The organism is Microcoleus sp. AT9b-C3 (assembly GCF_036705485.1).
GTDB lineage: Bacteria > Cyanobacteriota > Cyanobacteriia > Cyanobacteriales > Microcoleaceae > Microcoleus.
Map to the genome: position 1 here is coordinate 224,042 of NZ_JAUBUR010000008.1, position 22,593 is coordinate 246,634.

24 protein-coding genes, 1 tRNA gene and 1 pseudogene are annotated in these 22,593 nt (G+C 44.7%); 16 read left to right on the forward strand and 10 right to left on the reverse strand.

What is annotated here, in order from left to right:
• Nucleotides 1-9: 9 nt before the first annotated feature.
• Both QUB77_RS10500 and QUB77_RS10505 read right to left on the reverse strand, forming a co-directional pair.
• Complete coding sequence (locus QUB77_RS10500) at nt 10-360, reverse strand: type II toxin-antitoxin system PemK/MazF family toxin (protein ID WP_333172070.1); 351 nt, start codon at nt 358-360, stop codon at nt 10-12.
• Nucleotides 357-611 carry a hypothetical protein gene (locus QUB77_RS10505; RefSeq protein ID WP_333172072.1) on the reverse strand — a complete coding sequence of 85 codons (255 nt, stop codon included), beginning with the start codon at nt 609-611 and terminating at the stop codon, nt 357-359. The genes QUB77_RS10500 and QUB77_RS10505 overlap by 4 nt, the downstream gene beginning before the upstream one ends.
• Before the next feature lie 192 nt (nt 612-803).
• On the opposite strand from QUB77_RS10505, the gene QUB77_RS10510 reads away from it, so the two are divergent.
• Nucleotides 804-1,034 carry a BrnT family toxin gene (locus QUB77_RS10510; protein ID WP_333172126.1) on the forward strand — a complete coding sequence of 77 codons (231 nt, stop codon included), beginning with the start codon at nt 804-806 and terminating at the stop codon, nt 1,032-1,034.
• Entirely contained in the window at nt 949-1,266 is a 318-nt protein-coding gene (locus QUB77_RS10515) for a BrnA antitoxin family protein (protein WP_333172074.1), read from the forward strand. The genes QUB77_RS10510 and QUB77_RS10515 overlap by 86 nt, the downstream gene beginning before the upstream one ends.
• A 47-nt stretch (nt 1,267-1,313) precedes the next feature.
• On the opposite strand, the gene QUB77_RS10520 is transcribed toward QUB77_RS10515, so the two are convergent.
• The 3 genes from QUB77_RS10520 to QUB77_RS10530 all read right to left on the reverse strand — a co-directional run bounded on the left by QUB77_RS10520 (nt 1,314) and on the right by QUB77_RS10530 (nt 3,347).
• Nucleotides 1,314-1,679 (reverse strand): type II toxin-antitoxin system VapC family toxin, encoded by a 366-nt coding sequence (locus tag QUB77_RS10520; RefSeq protein ID WP_333172076.1) that lies wholly within the window; start codon nt 1,677-1,679, stop codon nt 1,314-1,316.
• Between the two features lie 3 nt (nt 1,680-1,682).
• Nucleotides 1,683-1,946: a hypothetical protein gene (locus QUB77_RS10525; protein WP_333172079.1), complete on the reverse strand. Its 264-nt coding sequence runs from the start codon at nt 1,944-1,946 to the stop codon at nt 1,683-1,685.
• 189 nt (nt 1,947-2,135) lie between these two features.
• Complete coding sequence (locus QUB77_RS10530) at nt 2,136-3,347, reverse strand: glycosyltransferase family 2 protein (RefSeq protein ID WP_333172082.1); 1,212 nt, start codon at nt 3,345-3,347, stop codon at nt 2,136-2,138.
• Nucleotides 3,348-3,470: 123 nt separating this feature from the next.
• Here QUB77_RS10530 and QUB77_RS10535 point away from each other — a divergent pair, with 123 nt between their 5' ends.
• The 3 genes from QUB77_RS10535 (at nt 3,471) to glcD (ending at nt 6,486) form a co-directional block, all read left to right on the forward strand.
• The gene (locus QUB77_RS10535) at nt 3,471-3,863 is read left to right on the forward strand and encodes a transporter (RefSeq protein WP_333085435.1); all 393 of its coding nucleotides are present in this window, start codon (nt 3,471-3,473) and stop codon (nt 3,861-3,863) included.
• Nucleotides 3,864-4,056: 193 nt separating this feature from the next.
• Entirely contained in the window at nt 4,057-4,941 is an 885-nt protein-coding gene (locus tag QUB77_RS10540) for a DUF6671 family protein (RefSeq protein WP_333172084.1), read from the forward strand.
• A gap of 69 nt (nt 4,942-5,010) precedes the next feature.
• Entirely contained in the window at nt 5,011-6,486 is a 1,476-nt protein-coding gene (gene glcD, locus QUB77_RS10545) for a glycolate oxidase subunit GlcD (protein ID WP_333172086.1), read from the forward strand.
• A 204-nt stretch (nt 6,487-6,690) separates the two neighbouring features.
• Here glcD and QUB77_RS10550 read toward each other — a convergent pair whose 3' ends face one another.
• The gene (locus QUB77_RS10550; RefSeq protein ID WP_333172088.1) at nt 6,691-8,583 is read right to left on the reverse strand and encodes a PAS domain S-box protein; all 1,893 of its coding nucleotides are present in this window, start codon (nt 8,581-8,583) and stop codon (nt 6,691-6,693) included.
• A gap of 475 nt (nt 8,584-9,058) precedes the next feature.
• Here QUB77_RS10550 and purH point away from each other — a divergent pair, with 475 nt between their 5' ends.
• Entirely contained in the window at nt 9,059-10,606 is a 1,548-nt protein-coding gene (purH, locus tag QUB77_RS10555; protein ID WP_333172090.1) for a bifunctional phosphoribosylaminoimidazolecarboxamide formyltransferase/IMP cyclohydrolase, read from the forward strand.
• Nucleotides 10,607-10,946: 340 nt separating this feature from the next.
• Nucleotides 10,947-11,879, forward strand: coding sequence for a 2OG-Fe(II) oxygenase (locus tag QUB77_RS10560; protein WP_333172092.1), 933 nt, complete (start codon nt 10,947-10,949; stop codon nt 11,877-11,879).
• 92 nt (nt 11,880-11,971) lie between these two features.
• On the opposite strand, the gene QUB77_RS10565 is transcribed toward QUB77_RS10560, so the two are convergent.
• Nucleotides 11,972-13,453 (reverse strand): ankyrin repeat domain-containing protein, encoded by a 1,482-nt coding sequence (locus QUB77_RS10565; RefSeq protein ID WP_333172094.1) that lies wholly within the window; start codon nt 13,451-13,453, stop codon nt 11,972-11,974.
• A 96-nt stretch (nt 13,454-13,549) separates the two neighbouring features.
• Here QUB77_RS10565 and QUB77_RS10570 point away from each other — a divergent pair, with 96 nt between their 5' ends.
• From QUB77_RS10570 to QUB77_RS10580, 3 genes are all read left to right on the forward strand, one after another.
• Nucleotides 13,550-14,020, forward strand: coding sequence for a DUF4079 domain-containing protein (locus QUB77_RS10570; RefSeq protein WP_333172096.1), 471 nt, complete (start codon nt 13,550-13,552; stop codon nt 14,018-14,020).
• A gap of 116 nt (nt 14,021-14,136) precedes the next feature.
• Entirely contained in the window at nt 14,137-14,673 is a 537-nt protein-coding gene (locus QUB77_RS10575) for a hypothetical protein (RefSeq protein ID WP_333172098.1), read from the forward strand.
• Nucleotides 14,663-15,127 carry a DUF7689 domain-containing protein gene (locus QUB77_RS10580; RefSeq protein WP_333172100.1) on the forward strand — a complete coding sequence of 155 codons (465 nt, stop codon included), beginning with the start codon at nt 14,663-14,665 and terminating at the stop codon, nt 15,125-15,127. Before QUB77_RS10575 ends, QUB77_RS10580 begins: the two co-directional genes overlap by 11 nt.
• Here the strand turns inward: QUB77_RS10580 and QUB77_RS10585 are convergent.
• Nucleotides 15,116-16,627 (reverse strand): hypothetical protein, encoded by a 1,512-nt coding sequence (locus QUB77_RS10585; protein WP_333172102.1) that lies wholly within the window; start codon nt 16,625-16,627, stop codon nt 15,116-15,118. The two genes, QUB77_RS10580 and QUB77_RS10585, sit on opposite strands and share 12 nt — an antisense overlap.
• Before the next feature lie 48 nt (nt 16,628-16,675).
• Between QUB77_RS10585 and QUB77_RS10590 the strand changes: the two genes are divergently transcribed.
• Together QUB77_RS10590 and QUB77_RS10595 are read left to right on the forward strand one after the other, a co-directional pair.
• Nucleotides 16,676-16,903 (forward strand): hypothetical protein, encoded by a 228-nt coding sequence (locus QUB77_RS10590; RefSeq protein ID WP_333172104.1) that lies wholly within the window; start codon nt 16,676-16,678, stop codon nt 16,901-16,903.
• A 231-nt stretch (nt 16,904-17,134) separates the two neighbouring features.
• Entirely contained in the window at nt 17,135-17,290 is a 156-nt protein-coding gene (locus QUB77_RS10595) for a hypothetical protein (RefSeq protein ID WP_333172106.1), read from the forward strand.
• Here QUB77_RS10595 and QUB77_RS10600 read toward each other — a convergent pair.
• A tRNA-Cys gene (locus QUB77_RS10600) sits at nt 17,272-17,342 on the reverse strand. The two genes, QUB77_RS10595 and QUB77_RS10600, sit on opposite strands and share 19 nt — an antisense overlap.
• Nucleotides 17,343-17,543: 201 nt before the next feature.
• Between QUB77_RS10600 and cpdA the strand changes: the two genes are divergently transcribed.
• From cpdA to QUB77_RS10615, 3 genes are all read left to right on the forward strand, one after another.
• Entirely contained in the window at nt 17,544-18,323 is a 780-nt protein-coding gene (gene cpdA / locus QUB77_RS10605) for a 3',5'-cyclic-AMP phosphodiesterase (protein ID WP_333172108.1), read from the forward strand.
• A 195-nt stretch (nt 18,324-18,518) separates the two neighbouring features.
• Nucleotides 18,519-19,997 carry an alpha-amylase gene (locus QUB77_RS10610; RefSeq protein ID WP_333172110.1) on the forward strand — a complete coding sequence of 493 codons (1,479 nt, stop codon included), beginning with the start codon at nt 18,519-18,521 and terminating at the stop codon, nt 19,995-19,997.
• Between the two features lie 160 nt (nt 19,998-20,157).
• Nucleotides 20,158-20,934: an SDR family NAD(P)-dependent oxidoreductase gene (locus QUB77_RS10615; protein WP_333172112.1), complete on the forward strand. Its 777-nt coding sequence runs from the start codon at nt 20,158-20,160 to the stop codon at nt 20,932-20,934.
• A gap of 143 nt (nt 20,935-21,077) precedes the next feature.
• On the opposite strand, the gene cofG is transcribed toward QUB77_RS10615, so the two are convergent.
• The gene (gene cofG / locus QUB77_RS10620) at nt 21,078-22,031 is read right to left on the reverse strand and encodes a 7,8-didemethyl-8-hydroxy-5-deazariboflavin synthase subunit CofG (RefSeq protein ID WP_333172114.1); all 954 of its coding nucleotides are present in this window, start codon (nt 22,029-22,031) and stop codon (nt 21,078-21,080) included.
• Nucleotides 22,032-22,393: 362 nt separating this feature from the next.
• Here cofG and QUB77_RS10625 point away from each other — a divergent pair.
• Nucleotides 22,394-22,593: pseudogene (locus tag QUB77_RS10625) on the forward strand (photosystem II q(b) protein); the annotation flags it as partial.

Sequence of the window (22,593 nt, forward strand, 5' to 3'; positions counted from 1 at the left end):
ACAGTACAATTAAACTTGACCAGGCAAATCCAAGGCAATTAATAAAGCTTGATTCAGCAGAAGTATTGCTTCATCACTAAGCATTCCTCGTAAACTCCATAAACGAGATTTAGATAATACCCGTATTTGATCTGCCATAGCGATAGAATCGTTGGTTAATCCACCGTCGGGAGCTTTAATTAATACCTGAGTGGGATAAACTCGTTTACCAGTTTGATAAGTAGTGCAGGGAATAGCCAAAACTACAGGGCTATATGTATTGATTGTAGCTCGACTAACGATGATAACAGGACGGGTTCCTCCTTGTTCAGAACCCTCAACAGGTTCAAGTCTAGCATCATAGACTTCTCCCCGGTTCATACAGGAGATTCTCCCAATTGCAAGGCTTCCCAACTCGCTACCGCAAACTCAGCCTCCATCTGTAGCACTTGAGCTTGATACTCTGGATCTTGTACCATTTCAATCAGTGCTGCATCAATTTCCGATCGTTTACCCTGAGTTTGGGTTGTTACCCGATCGCGAATCAAAGCTGACAATACTTCTAACAGTTGCTGTTGCTCTTCAAGAGTGAGATTTTGAGCCTGACTCAGTACCTCGCTATAAGTAGACATAGGCTTTATGTTGAGATTTTTTGGCTGATTGTTATTATAGCAATTTAGGATCGAAGGAAGTGCGAGATCCCTTTTCTTTCCAAAGTGCGATCCGGTTATGCTATATTATAAGTAGATACGTTTTGTATATACACTATCATGTAGTTTGAATGGGATGAAAATAAAAACGCCCAAAACCTCAAAAAACATGGCATTAGCTTTGAAGAAGCTCAAGAAATCTTTGACGGAATCGTTTTTAAGGCCATTGATGAGCGTTTCGACTACGGAGAAATCCGAGAAATCAGTATTGGTGCCATACAAGGTGTCGTTATCGTCACCGTAGCGCATACTGAAAGAAATGGAATTATCCGCATCATCTCTGCAAGAAAAGCCACTCGTCAAGAAAAAAATACCTACTATGACTATCTCGCCCAAACGACTTGAAGAATTAGAAAATATTCCCGAATCCGCAATCGATACGTCTGATATTCCTGAATTAGATGCGAATTTTTGGGAAAAAGCAAAACTCGTAACACCACTGACAAAACAAGCTATTTCTTTAAGAGTTGATAGCGATGTATTAGATTGGTTTAAAAACCAAGGAAAAGGTTATCAATCTCTGATGAATGCTGTGCTGCGTTCTTATGTTGAACATCACGTAAAAAGCAGTGAATAAATGTGCGATCGCCCTTATCTTCCCCAAAGTGCGATCGCTCCTCTTTCTTAAGCCTCAAATGGGTTAATTAGTGTGAGCTCAGCAATCCACCGAAAATCCCTGACATTTCTTGTCACCAAAGTTCTGTCATGTACCAAAGCTGTTGCCGCAATAATAGCATCCCCAAGAGTCATTCTCCTCATCTGTCGCAACAGCACTGCGCGATCGAGTATAGCGTTAGAAATTGGTAGAACCTCCACCACACCAAAGAATTCCTCAAAGTACAATCTATACTCTTCAGTTAGTCGATGATCACCCAAGAGTTCAACGTAACTTATTGCCGATACAACTATGTCATTTTCGCCAAGAAAATGCCTAATCTGCGAGTTTTCGGGCTGGGAAGCGTAGATAATAATATCACTGTCTAGCAGCATTCATTATTCATCCCTACCGGGAAGTGGACGGTCTTGACGCAAATCTCGCTGCCATTCCACTGGATCGCTAATCTCAGCAAAGACATTATTTGCTGCAAGTTTTTCCAATATTTCAACTATTTTCTGACGGCGAAACTCCCCACTTAAAGTCGATCGCTCTTCTTGTAAAGTAACGTAAACTCTGACAGGGCGATCGCCTTGTCTTGGAACCTCATTAGCCCATTCTAAATGGTTTCCCTTCAATATAGCCTCAAATATTCGCTGCATAGCTAATATCAAATATTCTTTATCTCTACTATTCTAACCCTTTTGAGCATTAAAGCTACTTGTGGGATTATACCAGATAGTCTGAAATTTTGCTCCTGCGGCCCTGATTTTCCCTGCATTGCGATCGCCCTGAAATTCCCCTGCATGGCAATTTAGTTTTGAGGAAGGTTGGCAGCAACTTTAATGTTATCACCTACGCTTCAAGCTCAGCACACTGAGAAAAAAGCTCGACAAAACCATCTGCAAACCGACAGTCAGGCAAGTTAGTGAGGGAATAACCAAACGCAGAGTTTTAGAAGGGTCTAGAGTACCGAAAGCCGTTTCGCTCCAAATAGTTAATGACAAGAAAGAGCCAACTATTCCGATTAAAATCAGCGTGACTCCGACAATCAATCCTGTCTCTAGGGTGACATAGCGAAATATTTTGTTGAGTTTGGGGTCTTCGGGCAGGAATTTCTCGCTGATGGCAAAAATTTTGGTGAAAAAAGCGAAAGTTACTGCTTGAAAACCGATGATAATTGCGATCGCAGCATACAGCAGCGTGTGTACATCAAAGCTAATACTACCAATCTTTTGAGTACCAGGTAATAGCCAAATGCCCACAATTAGACCCCAAATTATCAGCGCCACACCCGGATACAAAAACAGCCACCGAGGACTGTAAAGCAGCAAAAAGCGGAGGTGCCGCCAGCCATCTCGCCAAGTTCGCAAGTGCGGCGGCCGGCTGCGACCGTCGGGAGAAAGTACGGTGGGGACTTCAGCGATTCGCAGCTTGTACAGAGAAGCTTTGACGACCATTTCGCTAGCAAATTCCATCCCCGTTGTTTGCAAGTCGAGTTTCAAAATTGAGTCTCTCCTGAAACCCCTGAGTCCGCAGTGAAAATCGCCGACGGGACTCGCGAAAAATAACTGCCCAACCCACGTCAGCACCGGATTTCCTAAATATTTGTGCAGCGGCGGCATTGCACCCGGTTTGATGCCCCCTTGAAAGCGGTTTCCCATTACTAAGTCGAAACCTTCTCGCAATTTGTTGACAAAAGCGCCGAGGTTGGAAAAATTGTAGCTGTCGTCAGCGTCGCCCATGATAATATAAACTCCGCGCGCTGCGATGATGCCTCCCATGAGGGCGCTGCCGTAGCCTTTGGCTGCTACGGGCACGACTCTCGCTCCCATTCTGGTAGCGATAGCTTGAGAACCGTCAGTGCTGCCGTTGTCTGCTATGATAACCTCGCCGGCAATATCAAGTTCGCGCAGGGACTTCTGCGCCTTCTCGATGCAGATTTCTAAAGTTTCTGCTTCGTTCAGGCAAGGCATGAGTATCGATAGTTCTAGAGTGTATTCTCCGCTTGGATTGGTCTGCTCTGCCATATATTTGTTCCACTGTCGATCGCGATCGACCATACTTAATTTTCCCGTGTCTCTGCTTAAAATATTAGTGCTGAATAAAACCTAACAAAACTTCATTAAAGTTTTTCAGGTTTTTAGTAACGGCCATTTTTGATTGTACTATAGGTTAGTAAACTTATGAATAGAAGCGTTTTTCTGTTATTACTTGCTGCAATTTTGTGCGGCGTCGCAGGTCAATTTAGTCTGAAGGCAGGAGCTAAAATATTAGGGCCCATTGGCGCTGCTAATTTAATAGAAAAAATTATAGCAATGGCTACTCAGCCGTTGATAGTAAGTGGTCTTTCTTTATATGCAATTTCTTCGATCGGCTTTATTGTAGTTTTGTCGCGGGCAAACCTTAGCATAGTCTCGCCTTTACTGTCAATTAGTTACCTGTTTACTGTTTTAGGGGGCAAACTGATATTTCACGAGCCTTTGCCGCCGCTGCGGTTGGTAGGCGTGGCGCTAATTATGACGGGAGTAATTTTTGTACTCAGAGGTCAAGCCGGGGGAGTGACTGGAGGCAACTAATACGATTTTAGATTTTAGATTTTAGATTGACGATTGACGATTGAAGAATTTTCAATTAAGTCCACAGGTGAATATTATGGATATTTAACTGAGGTCTAAAATTTTGATTCGGAAGTTAAGTCAGGCTTTCTATCGGTTGTGGGGCGGTGGAAATGGTGGATGTGAGTTTTTTTTCCTAAAATGATGCTGCTGTATGTCTAATATTTCTGAGCCTGTGAATCCCCATCAATTGTTGAGCGATCGCACCGCAATTCTTGCTACCATGCACCAAAAAGAACAGGTGATGGCTCCCGTTTTGGAACGAGAATTGGGCGTAAATATCCTAGTACCTGCGGAGCTTGACACTGACACTTTCGGCACCTTCACCAGAGAAGTTAAACGCTTAGGAACACAAATAGAAGCGGCTCGGCAGAAAGCACAAAAAGCTCTAGAAATTGCGGGCGAAACTCTTGCCTTTGCCAGCGAAGGTACTTTCGGCCCTCACCCAATGATGCCGTATCTCCCAGCTAACAGAGAAATAGTAATTTTATTAGATCGAGCCAACAATCTAGAACTAATCGGCGACTCTTTCTCCGTTGAAACTAACTACAGTCATCAGTTAATTTCTAGTATAGATGAAGCCGATGATTTTGCCAAAAAAGCTGGATTTCCCGAACACGCGCTGGTGGTTATAGTTGGCGACGCTGCACTCGGTAACGGCGAAATTGTCAAGGGCATTAGGACAGAAAAACAACTTTTTGACGCTGTGACAGCAGGCTTAAAAAAATCGTCAACCGGCCGAGTTCATATCGAAACAGATATGCGGGCGATGTACAATCCAACTCGGATGAAAAACATCGAAAATGCAACTCTCGATTTAGTTAAAAAATTCAAGCAATTCTGCCCGGAGTGCGGTTGGCCGGGATTCGATATTGCTGAGATGAAAATCGGATTGCCCTGCGGACTGTGCTATTTTCCGACTCAGCTAGCGCGATCGGCAATCTATAAATGCAAAAAGTGCGGTTATACTAAAGAAAAACTATTTCCCGACGGTCGAGAGACTGCCGATCCTTCCCTTTGTCAATATTGCAACCCTTAGAAAAATAATTGCACAAAAATAGTAAAGTTTGCAACAATATTATTGAGAGTTCCCTAATTAAAGTCACTAATGATAGCCGTAGAAACAGAACGCAACTGGAAACCCGTTATTAAAGAATTCGAGGCTGTAGTTGGCAAAAATGGTGTGGTGCAGCGCCGGGAAGAATTGATTGTCTACGAGTGCGACGGACTCGCCAGCTACCGCCAGCGCCCCGCCGTGGCGGTATTGCCTCGAACTACAGAGGAAGTAGCGCAAGTGGTCAAAATATGCGATCGCAACTCAATTCCCTGGGTTGCTAGAGGCGCAGGAACCGGCCTTTCCGGGGGCGCTTTACCCGTAGAAAACTGCGTGCTGATTGTTACTGCCTTGATGCGAAAAATCCTGAAAGTAGACTTAGAAAATCAGCAAGTAGTCGTCCAACCTGGAGTAATTAATAACTGGGTAACGCAAGCAGTTAGCGGGGCCGGTTTCTACTACGCGCCAGATCCTTCCAGTCAAATTGTTTGTTCGATTGGCGGCAACGTTGCCGAAAATTCTGGCGGGGTTCACTGCCTCAAATACGGAGTCACAACGAATCACGTTTTAGGATTAAAATTGGTACTGCCCGACGGTTCAATTGTCGATGTCGGTGGCGAAATTCCCGAAATGCCCGGTTACGATTTAACTGGTGTATTTGTCGGTTCCGAAGGCACTTTAGGAATCGCTACAGAAGTTACTCTGCGAATTCTCAAAGCGCCGGAATCGATTTGCGTTCTCCTAGCGGATTTTTCCAGTATAGAAGCAGCGGGCGAATCGGTTTCCGATATTATCAGCGCTGGCATTATTCCCGGCGGCATGGAAATTATGGACAACATCAGCATCAATGCTGTGGAAGATGTGGTGGCAACTGGATGTTATCCCCGCGATGCGGCGGCGATTCTGCTGGTAGAAATCGACGGTTTAGAAGTGGAAGTTGCCACAAACAAACAGCGGATTGCTGATATTTGCAAGCATAACGGAGCACGAAATATCACCACGGCAACCGACCCGGAAACGCGCCTAAAAATTTGGAAAGGGCGGAAAGCTGCTTTTGCGGCGGCCGGTCATCTCAGCCCGGATTATTACGTGCAAGATGGCGTAATTCCGCGAACGCAAATGGCTTATGTTTTGAAAGAAATTGAGGGTTTGAGCGAGAAATATGGGTATCGGATTGCTAATGTATTTCACGCGGGAGATGGGAATTTGCACCCGCTGATTCTGTACGATAACTCGGTAAAAGGTGCGCTGGAAAAGGTGGAAGAATTGGGCGGGGAAATTCTCAAGCTTTGTGTGAAAGTTGGGGGAAGTCTTTCGGGCGAACACGGCATCGGCGCTGACAAGAAGTGCTTTATGCCGGATATGTTTTCCGAGGTAGATTTGGAGACGATGCAGTGGGTGCGTCAGGTGTTTAATCCGAAAGGGTTGGCGAATCCTGGGAAGATGTTTCCGACGCCGAAGACTTGCGGCGAAGCGGCGAGGGCTAAGGTTGAAACTTTTAAGAAGTTGGAGGGTGCAGAAGTTTTTTAATTAGTTATTTATGCGGGTAAGGTGAGCAGAAAAGCACCTGACAATTCTCTCTACAATGGGGAGGCAAAGCCTCTAAGTATGCGTTCCCAGCCAGAGTCGGGTAACGAGAAAAAACGATTTTTCTCGTTTTTTAGGAGTGCGAGCGTCCCGCTCGCTTGTTGGCCTATATATCAAGTGGGTAAGGTGCAGATTGCACATTCCACCCTAATGTGCGATTGGGATTCTGATAGTAAATTCCGTGCCTTTACCCAATTCCGAAGTACAATGTAATTCGCCTTTGTGTCTTTCTACAATAATTTGGTAGCTAATTGACAAACCCATTCCCGTGCCTTTGCCAATAGGTTTGGTAGTAAAAAATGTATCGAATATGCGCTGCTTGACTTCCTCAGTAATTCCCGGCCCGTTGTCGGCAATTTTGATGTCTACAAAATTGCCAACAACTTCCGTAAAAATCCTAATCTGGCTAGGTTTTTCTAGCATTTCTTTACAATTTTGCCTAGTTTTCGCATCTTCTAAAGCATCGATCGCATTGCTGAGAATATTCATAAAAACTTGATTTATCGGCCCCGCAAAACACTCAACAGTCGGCAATTCTCCGTATTGTTTTACAATTTGAATTGGTGGCTTTTCTCCGTTCCCTTTCAAACGGTGATTTAGAATTAACAGCGTGCTGTCAATACCTTCGTGGAGGTTAAGGGGTTTCATCTGTGAATCGTCATGGCGCGAAAAGTTCCGCAGCGACTGCACAATCTGGCAAATCCGCTCGACACCAACGCTCATTGAAGAGAGTATTTTAGGTAAATCTTCAGCTAAAAAATCGAGTTCATTTTCTTCTCTTGCCTGTTGAATTTCCGCGACAGGATGGGGATAATGCTTTTGGTAAAGTTCGAGTTGGTCAAACAAGTCTTGAGTATAATTTGTGAGATGAGTGAGATTGCCGTAAATGAAGCTGACTGGGTTGTTAATTTCGTGAGCTACGCCAGCCAGTAACAAGCCCAAACTAGACATTTTTTCGCTTTGAACTAATTGGGAATTAGTGGCTTTGAGTTGGTTAAGTGTGGCTGCTAGTTCAGCGGCTTGTTCTCTGCTTTGTGCTTCGGAAATATGCAAGGCTTCTTCGGCTTGTTTGCGCTCAGTGATGTCTCTCTGTACGCCAATAAAATGAGTTAATTTGCCCAGTCGATCGCGCACAGGAGATATTGAGAAACAATTCCAGAAAGCGGTTCCGTCTTTGCGGTAATTCTTTAATATTACCTTGCATTCACTTTCTGTTTGCAAGGCTTGGCGAATTATTTCTACTGCAGCCGGGTCGGTATCGCTTCCGTGCAAAAATCGGCAGTTTTTTCCGATAATTTCCTGCAGCCGATAACCGGTCATGCTTTCAAATGCGGGATTGCAATAAATAATTGGATTTTCGGGGTCAGTGGCGTCATAAATCGTAAATCCGGTGCTAGTAGCTGCTATAGCTCGATCGTACAACCAAAGCATTTCTTCTGCGCGTTTGCGATCGGTAATGTCCCGTAGCGTAGCTAAATAAGCCATTTGTCCATCCCATTCCGTTTCCACCACCCGCATTTCTACTACAGCATTTGCTTTTTGCTTGCGAATAGCTTCAACTTCTGTTTGCACGACGCGAGTTCCTGGTGCTTCTGTTTTTCCAACTTGGGGAATAATATCCGTCGCCATCTCAAGGTCGCAAGCTGAAACTTCTACTACTAAATTGCCAAAAAATGCTTGACCTAGAAGTTCCTCAGCAGTGCAGTTAAACAGCGCTTCTGCTGACGGGTTGGCAAAACAAATAAGTCCTAGCTTGTTGACGATTGCGATGCCGTCGGCATTTTTTTCGATCACATTCCGAAACCGAGATTCGCTAGCTTTCAAATCCTGCTTTAGCTGTTCCATTGCTCGCTCCATCTGCTGCAATTCGCACAGGCTAAGACTATAAGCTTCGGAAATATTTGCCTCGGTCGAAGTCTCGGCTCTTTTTTTTGTCATCTGTTGGTAGCCTGTTCTATTGGTCAGATTTGGAGCAGTTTTTTTGTGGTTCCTGCTAATATTACTGACTTTATTTCCTGGATCGGCTTCTTGAAAAAACATATTTCTACCCTACCCAATTATTTTTGACATTAACGTATTGCGAGCGCCCTATTTTCCGGGAAATTTAGGGAGGGAGCAATTTACACCCGATGCTAGCACATTACTTTTAGAATTCATCCTAAAACATCGTTAAAATTCAAGAGCGATCGCCCTCTAATTATCTATTAAGTTTTATTAAGTAATTTCCACAACATTGACACTTACGTAGCGACACGAACTGTGCAAGCTGGATATGGCTTCAATCCCCCTCGCACTCACAAAATAACCAGTTCCACGCGCAAGTTCTACATATTTAGAAGCCACTGGTAAGTATAAAATCTTATATAAGTTTGACAAAAAATATGCTCAAAAATAAGCGAACTCATCTTTATTTTATTAAAAATAATCATAATTAGCCATTATCAAATCATCTCCCTGCAGGCAGATGTGATATAGAATATAACCTATCTATTTTTGCGATCGCAACTTCAAACCAATGGCACGTCTAGCACTTTTGAGCACATCCAATAAAACCGGACTAATCGACTTAGCGCGCAGTCTAGTAGAAGAATTTGAATTTGACATAATTAGTAGTGGCGGGACAGCAACAGCCCTCAAAGAAGCAGGTATCCCAGTCACCAAAGTTGCGGAATATACCGGTTCTCCCGAAATTTTGGGAGGGCGAGTCAAAACACTTCACCCGCGAATCCACGGCGGCATTTTAGCACGCCGCGATGTACCGGAAGACCTCGCAGATTTAACCGCTAATCAAATTCGGGCGATCGATCTAGTTGTAGTCAATTTGTATCCATTTGAAGAGACAATTTCTAAGCCAGGAGTTACTCTAGCAGACGCAATTGAGCAGATAGATATCGGCGGGCCAGCAATGTTGAGAGCTTCCGCCAAAAACCACGCTCATTTGACAGTTTTGTGCGATCCAGAGCAGTACAATACTTATTTAAAAGAACTGCGGGAAAATGGCGGCGAAGCATCCTTAGAGTTTCGGCAAAAATGTGCGCTAGAAACCTTCAAACATACAGCCAACTACGATCGCGCGATCGCAACTTATCTCAGCAGCAGCCAATCCCCTGAAAAATTTGCGCTACCAGACGAGTTTAATTTATCAGGAAAAGAGTTGCAAACTCTCCGCTACGGCGAAAATCCCCATCAAGCCGCCTCCTGGTATCAAAGCGGAACTACACCGACAGGCTGGACGACTAGCACCATCCTGCAAGGCAAAGAATTAAGCTACAATAATTTAGTAGATTTAGAAGCAGCAAGGCGGCTAATCGTAGAATTCCCCGACACACCCGCCGCCGCTATTCTGAAGCATACAAATCCTTGCGGCACAGCCTTGGGAACAACTATTTCTGAAGCGTATCAAAAAGCCTTCGACACCGATTCAGTCTCAGCTTTCGGCGGCATTGTCGCCCTCAATCGCCCCATTGATGCTGCTACCGCAACGGCCTTAACTCAAACATTTTTAGAATGTATTGTCGCGCCGGGGTGCGAACCAGAAGCCGAACAAATTATCAAGAAAAAGGCGAAAGTTCGAGTATTAATTTTGCCCGACTTGACTCAAGGGCCACCACAAACTGTTAAAGTTATTGCAGGCGGTTTGCTGGTGCAAGACTCAGATAATATAGTAGAAGAAACTAGCAAATGGCGGGTTGTTACTGAGAAACAGCCGACGGCCCAAGAGTTGGAAGAATTGCTGTTTGCTTGGAAAGTAGCGAAACACGTCAAATCAAATGCGATCGTTGTGACGCGCGATCGCACTACAATCGGTGTCGGCGCCGGACAAATGAACCGCGTCGGCTCAGTTAAACTAGCATTAGAACAAGCAGGAGACAAGAGCAAAGGAGCGATTTTGGCCAGCGACGGTTTCTTCCCCTTCGACGATTCAGTCAAAACGGCGGCTGAGGCGGGGATAATTGCGATCGTCCAACCCGGCGGAAGTATGCGCGATCAAGTTTCCATTGAAGCCGCCAACCAACTCGGAATCACAATGGTTTTCACTGATATCCGCCACTTCTTGCATTAGTTTTTGTTAGGAATTATGCCTAGCAATTCTCCATTGTGTACCATATTGTAGGGATACAATAGTGTTCGCGGGTGTCAACTTAAGTCGGAAAGCTTTCATAAATCTCGTTTCTCCCCGAGTCTAGATCCCCCTAAATCCCCCTTAAGAAGGGGGACTTTGAGAAGAATCCTGTCCCGTCTTAAGACGGGAGACTTTGACACTCTTGTCTCCCCCTTAACAACGGGAACTTTTACACTCTTGTCCCCCCTTTTTAAGGGGGGTTAGGGGGGATCTGGAAGGCTATGACACAAATCAACACTGTTATGTCCTACCAAATTCCCAGTTGCGTCCTTCAAAAATTATGACTTACACTCAACCGCAAATTAAGCCCCAAGACATAAAAGTCAAAATCCTCCTCACTGGCGGACATCAATGCACCGTCACCCTCAAATCTGATACACCATTATTGCACAGCCTGATCAAAACATTAGTCGATCGCACTCAACAAACACCCGGTTTTTCCACCTTATTTCAAATCCCTATAGACGGAGGTCGTTCCGCCCTTTCTTTTCCCGGCGAAAACCTAGTCGGATTAGTCACCGAACCCCCAATTTACTTGCAGGAAATGCAACCGCAGCAGCTTGCAACTCCCGTAGAAATTCCCGTCACAGAAATTCCCGCCCCTGCGCCGCCTGTAAATGACGATTTAATATCTCGCTACGCTCAAATAGACAACTTTTTGACACCTGCAGAAAAGAATAAACTCATCAAATATGTTTTAGCAAAAGAATCAGAATTTGTGAGTACCAGCACCTCCACTAATGCTGAAGATTACCGGCGTTCGATGGTGCTCCACTCGTTCCCCGAATTTTCCGAACTGATGGTTAATCGCATCAAAGCAATTCTCCCCGACGTGCTGAAAAGTTTAAATATTCCGTCATTTCCCCTGGGTGAGATAGAAGCTCAGTTAACCATGCACAATGACAACAACTTTTATAAACTTCACAACGACAGTGGCTCGCCAGATACCGCCAGCCGATTTTTTACTTACGTTTACTATTTCTATCGAGAACCCAAGGGTTTTTCAGGTGGCGAGTTGCAGATTTATGACAGCAAAATTGAGAACAATTTTTATGTGGCGGACAAGACATTCAGAACCGTTGAACCGCGCAATAACAGCATCGTATTTTTTCTGAGTCGCTATATGCACGAAGTTTTGCGAGTTAGCTGTCCCTCGAAAGCTTTTGCTGATAGCCGCTTTACTATTAACGGCTGGGTACGCAAAGCAAATTGAGGTTAATTTAGTTGTTAATTTATGAGTCTTGAGGTAGTAAGGTGCGCAATGCGCACCCTACAAATAGGGTTGATGCGTAAGTTTTGTGAGTTTTACTCCTGTGCGCCAGCATTTTTAAGCAATTTCACCACACTCGAATAACCCTTAAACTCAGCCAGCATTAAAGCTGTATAATTTCCCGGATTTTTGTGATTTAATTCTGCACCAGCATCAATTAAAATTTTGACTGCCTCAGCATAACCCCGATGTGCAGCCCACATTACAGCGGTTGCGCCGGAATCATCTAGCAAGTTGACATCTGCACCTTTTTCGACTAATAATTGGACGATCGCAATATAACCCCGATCGCACGCCTTCATTAAAGCAGTTTTCCCCAAATCCGCCGGGACATTGGGATCAGCACCGCCCTCAAGCAAAGCCTTCACCGTCTCGGTATGTCCGTGAAACGCAGCCAGCGTCAAAGCCGTCTCCCCAAAGTTTTTAGCATTCAGAAAATCAGCCCGATTTGAGTTTACTTTTTGCAGTAAAGCCGATACGATCGCACTGTGGCCGTGAACAGCCGCCACCAGTAAAGGCGTATCGCCCAACCGATTTCTAGAACCGACACTAGCACCTCGGTTTAAGAGCAATTCCACGACATCTTCGCAGCCTTCAACCACGGCAAAATTCAAAGCAGTTTCATCATCTTTATCTTTAGCGTTGATATCGGCGCCAGCATCGAGTAAGATATGGGCGATCGCCGCATTTCCCCCAGCAGCAGCGGCCATCAAAGCCGTGCCCCCATCTCCATTTTTCACATTCGCATTAGCACCCGCACCAAGCAAAGTTTGCACTACATCAGTATTGCCGGCATCCGCAGCCAAAGTTAAAGCAGTTTCTCCGTTTTTGTCGGGAGTTTCGACATTAGCATCAGCAGCCAACAGCGCCTCGACAACAGCCAAATTTCCCACCGTCGCAGCCAGCATCAAAGCAGTTTTGCTCTCTAGATTTTTAACATTAGCATCCGCCCCACAATTGAGCAAAATTCGCACAATTTCAGCGCTTCCTTGACGGACAGCTAAAAACAGCATAGAATTGTCAGCAACAGCACCCGCATCTGCCAAAGCTTTGACAACAGCTTCGTGTCCCGATAAAGCAGCTATTTTCAGAGCAGAATCTCCATCTTTATCTCGCACATTTACATCAGCATTAGCATCAAGTAACATCCGCACAACATTGATATCGCCCTTCAGAGAAGCCGCCATCAAAGCCGTACTTCCATCATCATTTTTAGCATTAACATCAGCACCCGCAGCCAGCAACAGCCGCACAGAGTCAGCCTGTTTGTGAGCCGCCGCCAGCATCAAAGCCGTTAGCCCAAAACGCCTGCTCACCTGGTTGACATTAGCGTCATTGTTGAGTAGAATACGCACGATTTCTGTATAGCCCTTTTGGGCAGCAAACATCAAAGCCGTCGTCCCCTCAGAGTCTTTGGCGTTAGCGTTAACATTCTTAGCGAGTAAAGCTTGGACGTGAATAATGTTGCCAGTCTTGGCGGCTTGAATCAATACAGCGTCTTGTTTAGTGGCAGGCATAATAGTCTCTCATACCGTATATTTTTACCGTCGCACGAGACGGACTGACTGGTATGCTAAGTTTTATGAAGTATGTTTGCTAATCCTCAGAACACTATGAATCTCGAAATTCCTCAGTCAGTGAAAGTTTGGAGCCAATTCTTCCACCCAATTTTAATGTGGGTACTGCTGGCTATCTCATTGTATGCTTTGTATCTCGGCCTGCAAATCCGACGTACCAGAAGCGCCGAAGGCGAAGTCAAAAAAGAGTTAATTAAGGGCAAATTCAACATCAAGCACCACCAGATGGGTTCTTTGCTGCTAGCCTTGATGGTAACGGGTGCAGTGGGCGGGATGGCCGTCACCTACATCAACAACGGCAAGCTATTTGTCGGGCCACACTTGCTAGCAGGGTTGGGAATGACGGCAATAATTGCGATCGCAGCCTCGCTGACTCCTTTGATGCAAAAAGGCAATGATTTGGCGAGAAACACTCACATCTTTCTGAATATTGTGCTCTTGGGGCTGTTTGGTTGGCAAGCGGTATCAGGCGTGGAAATCCTGCAAAGAATTATCAGCAAAATGTGATGATTTGGGTAAGATTGCTAATTGCTAATTGCCTTGGGGCGATTAGTGATTAGCAATTAAGTTGCCATATTTATTAGAGGTTTGACTAGCCCAGCGTTGAGTTATAGGTAAAAAACATGAACCATGATGATTTAGTCAAGATACTAGAGAGTATTGTTCCTATATATGCCTTAAATAAAAGTTCGACTTTGACACCCGAAGAATTAGCGAATGAGCTGATTAATGCTGTTGACCAATCTGAAGAACTCTCTAACTTATCAAAAGAAGAGAAAGAGCGTTTTTGCCAAAAAATGAATGATTTGTTGATGCCTAATTTTTTAGAATTTCCATCGCCAGCAAAAAATGTTTTAGAAAGCCAGGTAGAACTCGAAGCAGAGTTTAAGAAGTTCGCCGAAGAATGGCGTGTCGAGACAGGGATGCTATCATTAGTTACACAGAAATCAATGCACCCGGCTTATCAGAGAATTATCGGCATGGGACAGCCAGTTATCCCGTTGATTTTGCGTGATCTCGAACAAAAGCCAGACCATTGGTTTTGGGCGTTGAGGGCAATTACTGGTGACAATCCGGTAAAACCCGAACAGCGGGGCCGAATGAAACTTATGGCCGAAGCCTGGATACAATGGGGAAAAGAACACGGTTATGAGTGGTAAGCTAGAGTACCGAAAAATATTGAGATTTCCTAACTTAGAGCTTACTGAATATCAAGTAACAAGTGAAGAAACAGTAGATTATAATTGCTTTGCTTTTGCTGCTGGAGAAGAGGAATGCAGATGGGACCCGGTAGACCCTGATGGGTACTGGCCGGATGGTGTTTCAAGAGAGTTAACGCTGGAAGCTTTTATCCAAGCTTATCAAACTATTGGATATGAACCTTGCGAGAATCGTGACCTTGAACCGGGGTTTCAAAAAATAGCAATATACACCTATAACGGCCAGCCACAGCACGCAGCCAGACAAGAAGAGGATGGTAAGTGGAAAAGCAAGCTAGGGGATTGGGAAGATATCGAACATGAATTAGAAGGGTTAGAAAATCCTAACTATTATGGAGTTGTTCAACAAATATTAAAGCGACGGATAAGCCTTCTCAATATATCAGCACTGTAAATCCGAGTTATGCTCATCACTACCACTTATCTGATTCCTATTCTCTCTCTCTTTAGGCTTAATTTTGCGAGTCAACCGCCAAGTACCAAAGCCAAAGCCTGCGCCGAATAACAAACTGAAGAAAAGGGATAATACAAAGGGATGCGGTGGTAAAGATGTAGAAAAAGGTGCTATTGGAACTTGCGTTATTAGAGGATAGCTACTGGCAATGATTCCGGCTACACCGATGCCTGCACCGATTCCTGCACCTACCGATTGAATCGTGTTTTGCAATTCGCTATCGCTTTTTCTTGCCGCTAGCTCCAAATTTGCTTGTTGTTTTTGACCGTCCAATTCGACAATTATTCGGATAGTTTCAATCATCTGTTGAAACAATTGTCGCCCTGCGGTAAGATAACTCATGTTTACTTTAATCTCTTTCTGAAACCTCTGGCAACTGCCATCAAAGAAATCTTGGATAAAATCTAAGTTATCTCTTTCTTTGAGGCTGTGACTGACAAGTTGTTTGTGCCAGTAACCATATTTGTCAGCATTCGTTTCAATTGTAGTCAGGTAAAGTTCTATATCTCGCAAATGCCGGGCATACTCAAACCCAATTTGGGGAAGTTTAATCAGCCAATCCTCCAGTTGTTTTAGTCGCTCTTTTGGCTCGGATTTTAAATTGCTAAACTCTTTCACCTTGTCTTCTAATTGGCTGTACAGTTTCCTCGCTTCTTCGTTGCAACGCTGTGCTTGGTAATAGGTGTAAATAATTTTATTGCGACAGCATAATAAATTGAGCAACGGACGATAATAATCACCTTTATCCTTTAATTCGGAAGTGTTTTCATCTGTGTTCAACCAAAGTAGGATATGGCACTTTAACCTGGGATTTTCGTGAGCATTGTCAAATTCAAAAATGGGACTGCCGAGAAGTTTGCCCTCTTTAATCAAATAGGGTTTGAGCAGGCTTTGTACATCTTGAAACAAGGCTTCTACACAAGCTACGGCTAATTCTTGATGATTACCAGAAAAATCAACTGGCTTGGCAAATAATACCAACGTTTGTCCCAGTGATGCTTGGATGTTATGGGGTAGCAGACAATCTTGAAAATTTAGATTTTTTAGTTGGTTGATTTCTAGTGTATCTGCGGCCAGCAGCGTCAAGTCAAGGGCGTAAGTGTCATGCAGTTGCACCGGATAAATTGCGCCTTCTAGGGGTACTTTGTCCGGTTGGCTGAGAGTCGTAAATGGTAGGATTTTATTACCATCGGACTCATAAAGTTCTAAATAGTCGCTTGGTTGGCTATTTTGGCTCTTTCTGTTGGCAAGGTATTCGGGTAAAGAATCGAGTTTTGGATTGGTTTGCAGTCGGTTTCCCAAGGCAACGCATTGCTGCCATAAATGGTCGGCATAGTCTACAGTTTGTTGGTCGCCTTTGGCAAGGTTATTGCACAAGTGAAAGGCAAACAGCGTTAGTTTTGGGTTGGCAAGTTTGCCTGTCAATTGATTACTATTCATCACCTAGAGCCTGGGTGCTATTTAAACTGGTTGGGAAAACTTTCTTGGATGGCATTTAATAGGGTTTCTCTAGCAGATTTGCGAGGTGAAGACTTTGGTGGAGCGTGTAAACCTCCTGCTCCGCCTGGGCTGGGTATCCAATTGTTTCCACTAATGTTTCCCCCGTTTTCGGCTCTGAAATTGTTTCCGCCGATGCTTCCGGGTAGTCGATCGTCCTCCGTTGATTTGGTTTCTGCTGGATACAAATCTTTGCGAGTCTGGCGTAATGCTTGTTGAATGTCGGTTTACTTGATTTATGGTAGGAAACTAATATCAATTCCCAAAATTATTCCTACATATATCATGATACGCGAGCATCTGTAGGGAAACGGTACTGCCGTGTCCGGCGCTGGATTCTGCCACTTTTAATAATTGTTATAAGTAGCTTTTTTTATTCGTATAATTAGGTTTGTCTAACGTTTCTGGTTTGTCGATTTTGATGCAATAAATGGTTTGCGATCCGAGAAAATGCAGAACACGGCAGTGCCGTTTCCCTACCCATGTATCTGTGTTTTAGAGGAAATACAGGACACGGGAGTGCCGTGTCCCTACTGTATCTCAGAGAAGTTAAAAGTGCGATGGGGCGATCGCACTTTAATTAAAAAAGGCGGCACCCAGATTTGAACTGGGGGTGGAGGTTTTGCAGACCTCTGCCTTACCACTTGGCTATGCCGCCGTCACGTCTGAAATTTGACGTTTTCTTATAGTACACCAAATCTCGAAAAATTTAACATACCTGTCAAAAATTTCGTAAAGCGCAGCTATCCCCAACGCGCGTGGGTTCCCGAAGGGTAGGGAATCGCCCTTTTTTTCCATATCCCCAAAACCCTTGTGGGAAGGTACTCTAGAACTATAGCAACGACCCGCAACAGCAGCCATGACACCAGTTTCTCCCCTACTCGTCGCCCAAATCACGGACACTCACTTGTTTGCAGAGATCGATCGAGAATGGAAAGGCCTCTCAACAACCCGCACCCTCCAAGCAGTTCTCGATCGCCTGCAACAGATACAGCCGCCGCCCGACTTACTCCTACTCACAGGCGACTTGTCCCAAGACGAAACACCCGAATCCTACCAGCGCCTCGTCTCCCTCATCGCCCCCCTCGGAATACCCGCCTACTGGATACCTGGGAACCACGACAACATCCCAGTGATGGCAGAAATCTTAAATCAGTCGTCTCTTTCCCCAGAAAAATCATGGATGCTAGGAAACTGGCAATTTCTATTACTTTCGAGTGTGGAAGCGGGATGCGACGGCGGGCGGCTTTCCCCTGAAAGCTTGCATTGGCTGGACTCTCAACTGCAACAAACCGGCGATCGACCTGTTATCATTGCCTTGCACCATCATCCTTTGCCGATCGACTCTGAAATAATGGATGGAATGATGCTGCACAATGCCGATGAATTTTTAGCAATTGTCGATCGATACCCTCAAATCAAAATTGTCCTCTGCGGCCACATTCACCAAGAATTCCACCAACAACGGGGCTCAGTTACCTACTTGGGGACACCCAGCACCTGCATCCAACTTTTACCCAAAAGCCATCCGATTATCCTTGACGAAATCCCGCCCGGATTTAGATTGCTTGAATTGGCGATCGACGGTACTTGGAATACAAAAATTGAGCGAGTTTTAGCACCATCGCCACCAGATTAAATTTTTTCTGTTTGCTTAAAATAATTATTATCAAATTCACCTTCTGTTGTCAATACATCAAGAGATAGATTGTTTTGAGCAACCCCATCTATTATGATATTTATAGACCGTAGATTGCAGGCATAGCTAGAGCGATCTGCAACCAACAAAAAAATAGATATCTAGCAACTTTACAAAACAGGAAAAACTAAATATATGTCGGAAGTCAATGGCGTGATGATGCAGTATTTTCACTGGTACAACCCCGACGACGGCAGCCTGTGGAATCAGCTAGCCGAATCTGCAAAAGAATTAGCAGAAATTGGCGTTACATCTCTTTGGTTGCCACCCGCTTATAAAGGAACGGGCGGCGGTATGGATGTGGGTTACGGCGTCTACGACTTATTCGATTTAGGCGAGTTCGACCAAAAAGGGTCGGTACGGACGAAATACGGGACTAAAGATGAATATCTGCGCGCGATAAAAGCTGCCCAAGATGCAGGAATTCGGATTTATGCCGATGTTGTCTTCAACCACAAATTAGGGGCCGATGCAGAAGAAGAAGCCGAAGCCACACCCTTCAATCCCGACAACCGGAATGACACCGTAGGCGAATATCAAAAAATCAAAGCTTGGACGCATTTTACCTTCCCCGGCCGCGACAAAAAATATTCCAGCATGGAGTGGCATTGGTGGCATTTTGACGCCATTGATTACAACGTTTACAACACAGAAACCCATGCCGTTTACCTGCTAAAAGGCAAAGAATTCGATCGAGGAGTAGACTTAGAAAAAGGCAATTATGACTACCTGATGGGTTGCGATTTAGATATGGAAAACCCAGAAGTCAGCGGGGAATTAAAATACTGGGGTGAGTGGTATGTCGATACAACAAACGTTGACGGCTTTCGCTTCGATGCCGTCAAACACGTTAAAGCAGAATTTTTCCAAGAATGGTTGGAACACGTCCGCCACTATGCCCAACGCGACCTATTTGCCGTCGGCGAATATTGGTCTTACGAAGTGGAAGCTTTGCACTACTTCCTCGAAGCAACTGGCGGTAAAGTCTCCTTATTTGACGCGCCCCTCCACTACAACTTCCACGCTGCTAGCAAGGGCGGCAATAGCTACGATTTGCGAACAATTTTTGATAATACTCTCGTCCAACAGCAACCCGCCCTCGCCGTTACCTTGGTTGACAACCACGATTCGCAACCCTTGCAATCCTTAGAATCAGTTGTCGAGGCTTGGTTTAAACCCCTTGCCTACGCTTTAATTCTCCTGCGGCGCGAAGGATATCCCTGCATTTTTTATCCCGATTATTACGGCGCTAACTATAAGGACACAGCAAATGATGGAAACGAATACGAGATTTGGTTAGACAAGCATCAATTTATGCTAGATAAATTCTTGTTAGCACGTCAAACCTATTCCTACGGGAATCAGTACGATTACTTCGACCACGCCAACACTATTGGCTGGACGCGCCTCGGAAATGAAGAACATCCGGGCGGCATGGCTGTGGTACTCAGTAACGGAGGCGATGGCACTAAGTTTATGGAAGTCGGACAACCGAATCGAACTTATATTGACATCACCGAACACATCCAAGAACCCATCACAACGAATGAGGATGGTTGGGCTGATTTTAGGTGTAACGCCGGTTCAGTTTCTGTCTGGGTGCCGCAGCCGTAAGGACTGTGTTAACAGCAAAAAGTAAAAAGCAAGATATCTTTTTACTTTTTGCTTTCATCTTTTTGATGACTAAAACCTGTGTATAGTTAGGACTAAAGCTCTCTCTAGTCCTATTTTTATGGTAGGCGATTGTGTATAATGTTATTTTACATAAAAAATTATGAAACTTTCACAAAAAGTTGCCGTTATTACTGGCGGAGGGTCGGGAATTGGTCGTGCAGCAGCAATTTTAATTGCCAAGGAAGGCGCAAAAGTTGCGGTTATCAATCGCACTTTAGAGACCGGGCAAGAAACCGTCCGGCAGTTGATCGAGGAAGGAGGCTGCGGCTTAGCTATTGCAGCAGATGTGGCGGATTCTAGGCAAATGCAACAGGCATTTCAAACAATTATTGACGAATATCAAAGAATTGATATTGTGTTGGCAAATGCGGGTATTAACGGTGTATGGTCGCCGATAGAAGAGATAGAACCCGAAGAGTGGGACAAGACAATTAACACCAACCTCAGAGGAACATTTTTGACTGTTAAGTATGCTGTTCCTTATCTAAAAAAACAAGGAGGTTCCATCGTTATTACATCATCGATTAATGGCACCAGAAGTTTCAGGAAAGTGGGGGCCACAGCTTACGCTTCCAGCAAAGCTGCCCAAGTAGCTTTAGCGAAAATGCTGGCGCTAGAACTTGCCCCCAGCCAAATTAGAGTCAATGTTATCTGTCCGGGCGCGGTACTAACTGCCATTGAGGAAAGCACGGTTAAGCGCCATCTTGATGACATTCCACTCGATCCTGATGCGATTCAAGATATAATTCCTTTGACTGATAATACCGCCGGTTCTAGTGAAGAAGTCGCCCAATTAATTTTATTTCTGGTATCAGATGCGTCCAGCTTTATCACAGGTACCGAAGTCTGGATTGATGGTGGCGGTTCTTTGATTTAAAATCTCTATAGCAGCAATTTAAAGAATATTGCTACCAATTCCCATTACCCATAATTAATAACTGACAATCAAGCAATTTGGTCACCAGCCCCCAGACTTATCAGTAGGCTCAATTCTTCAATCTAAAATCTAAAATCTAAAATCTAAAATCGATTGACTCTCCAGTTTTTTACAGCAGTTTGCAATGTCTGTGGCAGCCACTTATCGTACTGAGGATAAACAGGCAAACGCTGCACGAGCTGCCATCCCGATGCTGCTAAAATTTCTGTTAAAGTTTGGTGTTGCAGGTGAGGATAATCGGGATTAACTTCATCGCGCGGCCCAATTCCTCCTAAATCTCTAGCACCTGCTTCTAAACAAGCCAGCAATATGTCTGGCTGTGCAACTAAATTTGGCGGAATTTGTAGCCTGATTTGGGATGGTAAAATGCTGCGGGCGATCGCAATTACTTCCGGCATTTTTGTAGCATCAAAAACTTCACCGTCCCAACTTTGCTGATTTCCCGGACTGTGTGGCTGGAGGATAACTTCTTGAATGTGATTGTAACGCGAATGAATCCGGGCGATCGCCTCTAATGTCTCAATCCAATCTGCCTCACTTTCCCCAATTCCCAGCAGCAAACCAGTTGTAAACGGAATCTTTAATTCCCCAGCCCATTCTAACTGTTGCAGCCGCAGCGCCGGCACTTTACTCGGTGCGTGCCGGTGAACAGTTTGTAACAAATGTGGGGCAAGCTGTTCTAGCATCAGCCCCATCGATACATTTACCTGTTTTAACTGTGCCATCTCCTCAAAGCTGAGCGGCCCCACATTAGTATGCGGCAAAAATCCCAAAGCAAGTGCCAGTTCGCACAAATCGTAAATCCGCTGCAACCAAGCTTTTCGCCGTTGACTGTGAGGGTGTACCTCGCCGCTGAGGATGAGAATTTCAATTACACCTTGAGTTTGCAGCAAGTTGAGCTGTTTTTCGGCTTCTGCGAGTGTTAGCCAAGGACTTTGCAGGGGTTCTGCCCGAAAATTGCAATAGGTGCAGCGGTTATAACACTCGTAAGTGGGAACCAGAGTATAAGCAGGGCTGTAGGTGACGTTGCGGGACATTCCTTGGGATTTTTATCTATCGGACTTACGCAACAACATATATCTGTGCAGTGCGAGTTTTGCGGTTGGCGATCGCCACCCTTCATCTATCTTAACACTGACGCAAGCCCGGAATCTCGTTGCCCAGGTAGATTATGAGTATTCTGCATTTGTGGGCGATCGTCCACCAATTCCGCATTCAGCCTTTCAACTCCTTATATAGCAAGCCTTCTGGCTTTTAAAAAGCATAATTTATGACACCTATAAGAAAAACTGTTCTTAAAAGGCCTTTACAAACTGAAATAAAAGCTTTATGTTTATTTACATGGCGGAACACAAAGCCGTCACGAACATTGAAAACCAAATAAAGCAATCATAAACAAATGACAACAACCTTACAGCAACGCGAAAGCGCCAATGTCTGGGAACGCTTTTGTGAGTGGGTCACATCCACCGACAACCGCATTTATGTAGGTTGGTTCGGCGTCTTGATGATCCCCACCTTGCTCAGCGCCACCATCTGCTACATCATCGCCTTCATCGCTGCCCCCCCAGTGGACATCGACGGCATCCGCGAACCAGT

Bases quoted from the DNA above. Each gene is read 5' to 3' on its own strand.
- QUB77_RS10500 (WP_333172070.1), bottom strand. From the start codon at position 360: ATGAACCGGGGAGAAGTCTATGATGCTAGACTTGAACCTGTTGAGGGT.
- QUB77_RS10505 (WP_333172072.1), bottom strand. From the start codon at position 611: ATGTCTACTTATAGCGAGGTACTGAGTCAGGCTCAAAATCTCACTCTT.
- QUB77_RS10515 (WP_333172074.1), top strand. From the start codon at position 949: ATGGAATTATCCGCATCATCTCTGCAAGAAAAGCCACTCGTCAAGAAA.
- QUB77_RS10520 (WP_333172076.1), bottom strand. From the start codon at position 1,679: ATGCTGCTAGACAGTGATATTATTATCTACGCTTCCCAGCCCGAAAAC.
- QUB77_RS10525 (WP_333172079.1), bottom strand. From the start codon at position 1,946: ATGCAGCGAATATTTGAGGCTATATTGAAGGGAAACCATTTAGAATGG.
- QUB77_RS10530 (WP_333172082.1), bottom strand. From the start codon at position 3,347: ATGGTCGATCGCGATCGACAGTGGAACAAATATATGGCAGAGCAGACC.
- QUB77_RS10535 (WP_333085435.1), top strand. From the start codon at position 3,471: ATGAATAGAAGCGTTTTTCTGTTATTACTTGCTGCAATTTTGTGCGGC.
- QUB77_RS10540 (WP_333172084.1), top strand. From the start codon at position 4,057: ATGTCTAATATTTCTGAGCCTGTGAATCCCCATCAATTGTTGAGCGAT.
- glcD (WP_333172086.1), top strand. From the start codon at position 5,011: ATGATAGCCGTAGAAACAGAACGCAACTGGAAACCCGTTATTAAAGAA.
- QUB77_RS10550 (WP_333172088.1), bottom strand. From the start codon at position 8,583: ATGTTTTTTCAAGAAGCCGATCCAGGAAATAAAGTCAGTAATATTAGC.
- purH (WP_333172090.1), top strand. From the start codon at position 9,059: ATGGCACGTCTAGCACTTTTGAGCACATCCAATAAAACCGGACTAATC.
- QUB77_RS10560 (WP_333172092.1), top strand. From the start codon at position 10,947: ATGACTTACACTCAACCGCAAATTAAGCCCCAAGACATAAAAGTCAAA.
- QUB77_RS10565 (WP_333172094.1), bottom strand. From the start codon at position 13,453: ATGCCTGCCACTAAACAAGACGCTGTATTGATTCAAGCCGCCAAGACT.
- QUB77_RS10570 (WP_333172096.1), top strand. From the start codon at position 13,550: ATGAATCTCGAAATTCCTCAGTCAGTGAAAGTTTGGAGCCAATTCTTC.
- QUB77_RS10575 (WP_333172098.1), top strand. From the start codon at position 14,137: ATGAACCATGATGATTTAGTCAAGATACTAGAGAGTATTGTTCCTATA.
- QUB77_RS10580 (WP_333172100.1), top strand. From the start codon at position 14,663: ATGAGTGGTAAGCTAGAGTACCGAAAAATATTGAGATTTCCTAACTTA.
- QUB77_RS10585 (WP_333172102.1), bottom strand. From the start codon at position 16,627: ATGAATAGTAATCAATTGACAGGCAAACTTGCCAACCCAAAACTAACG.
- QUB77_RS10590 (WP_333172104.1), top strand. From the start codon at position 16,676: ATGGCATTTAATAGGGTTTCTCTAGCAGATTTGCGAGGTGAAGACTTT.
- QUB77_RS10595 (WP_333172106.1), top strand. From the start codon at position 17,135: ATGCAGAACACGGCAGTGCCGTTTCCCTACCCATGTATCTGTGTTTTA.
- cpdA (WP_333172108.1), top strand. From the start codon at position 17,544: ATGACACCAGTTTCTCCCCTACTCGTCGCCCAAATCACGGACACTCAC.
- QUB77_RS10610 (WP_333172110.1), top strand. From the start codon at position 18,519: ATGTCGGAAGTCAATGGCGTGATGATGCAGTATTTTCACTGGTACAAC.
- QUB77_RS10615 (WP_333172112.1), top strand. From the start codon at position 20,158: ATGAAACTTTCACAAAAAGTTGCCGTTATTACTGGCGGAGGGTCGGGA.
- cofG (WP_333172114.1), bottom strand. From the start codon at position 22,031: ATGTCCCGCAACGTCACCTACAGCCCTGCTTATACTCTGGTTCCCACT.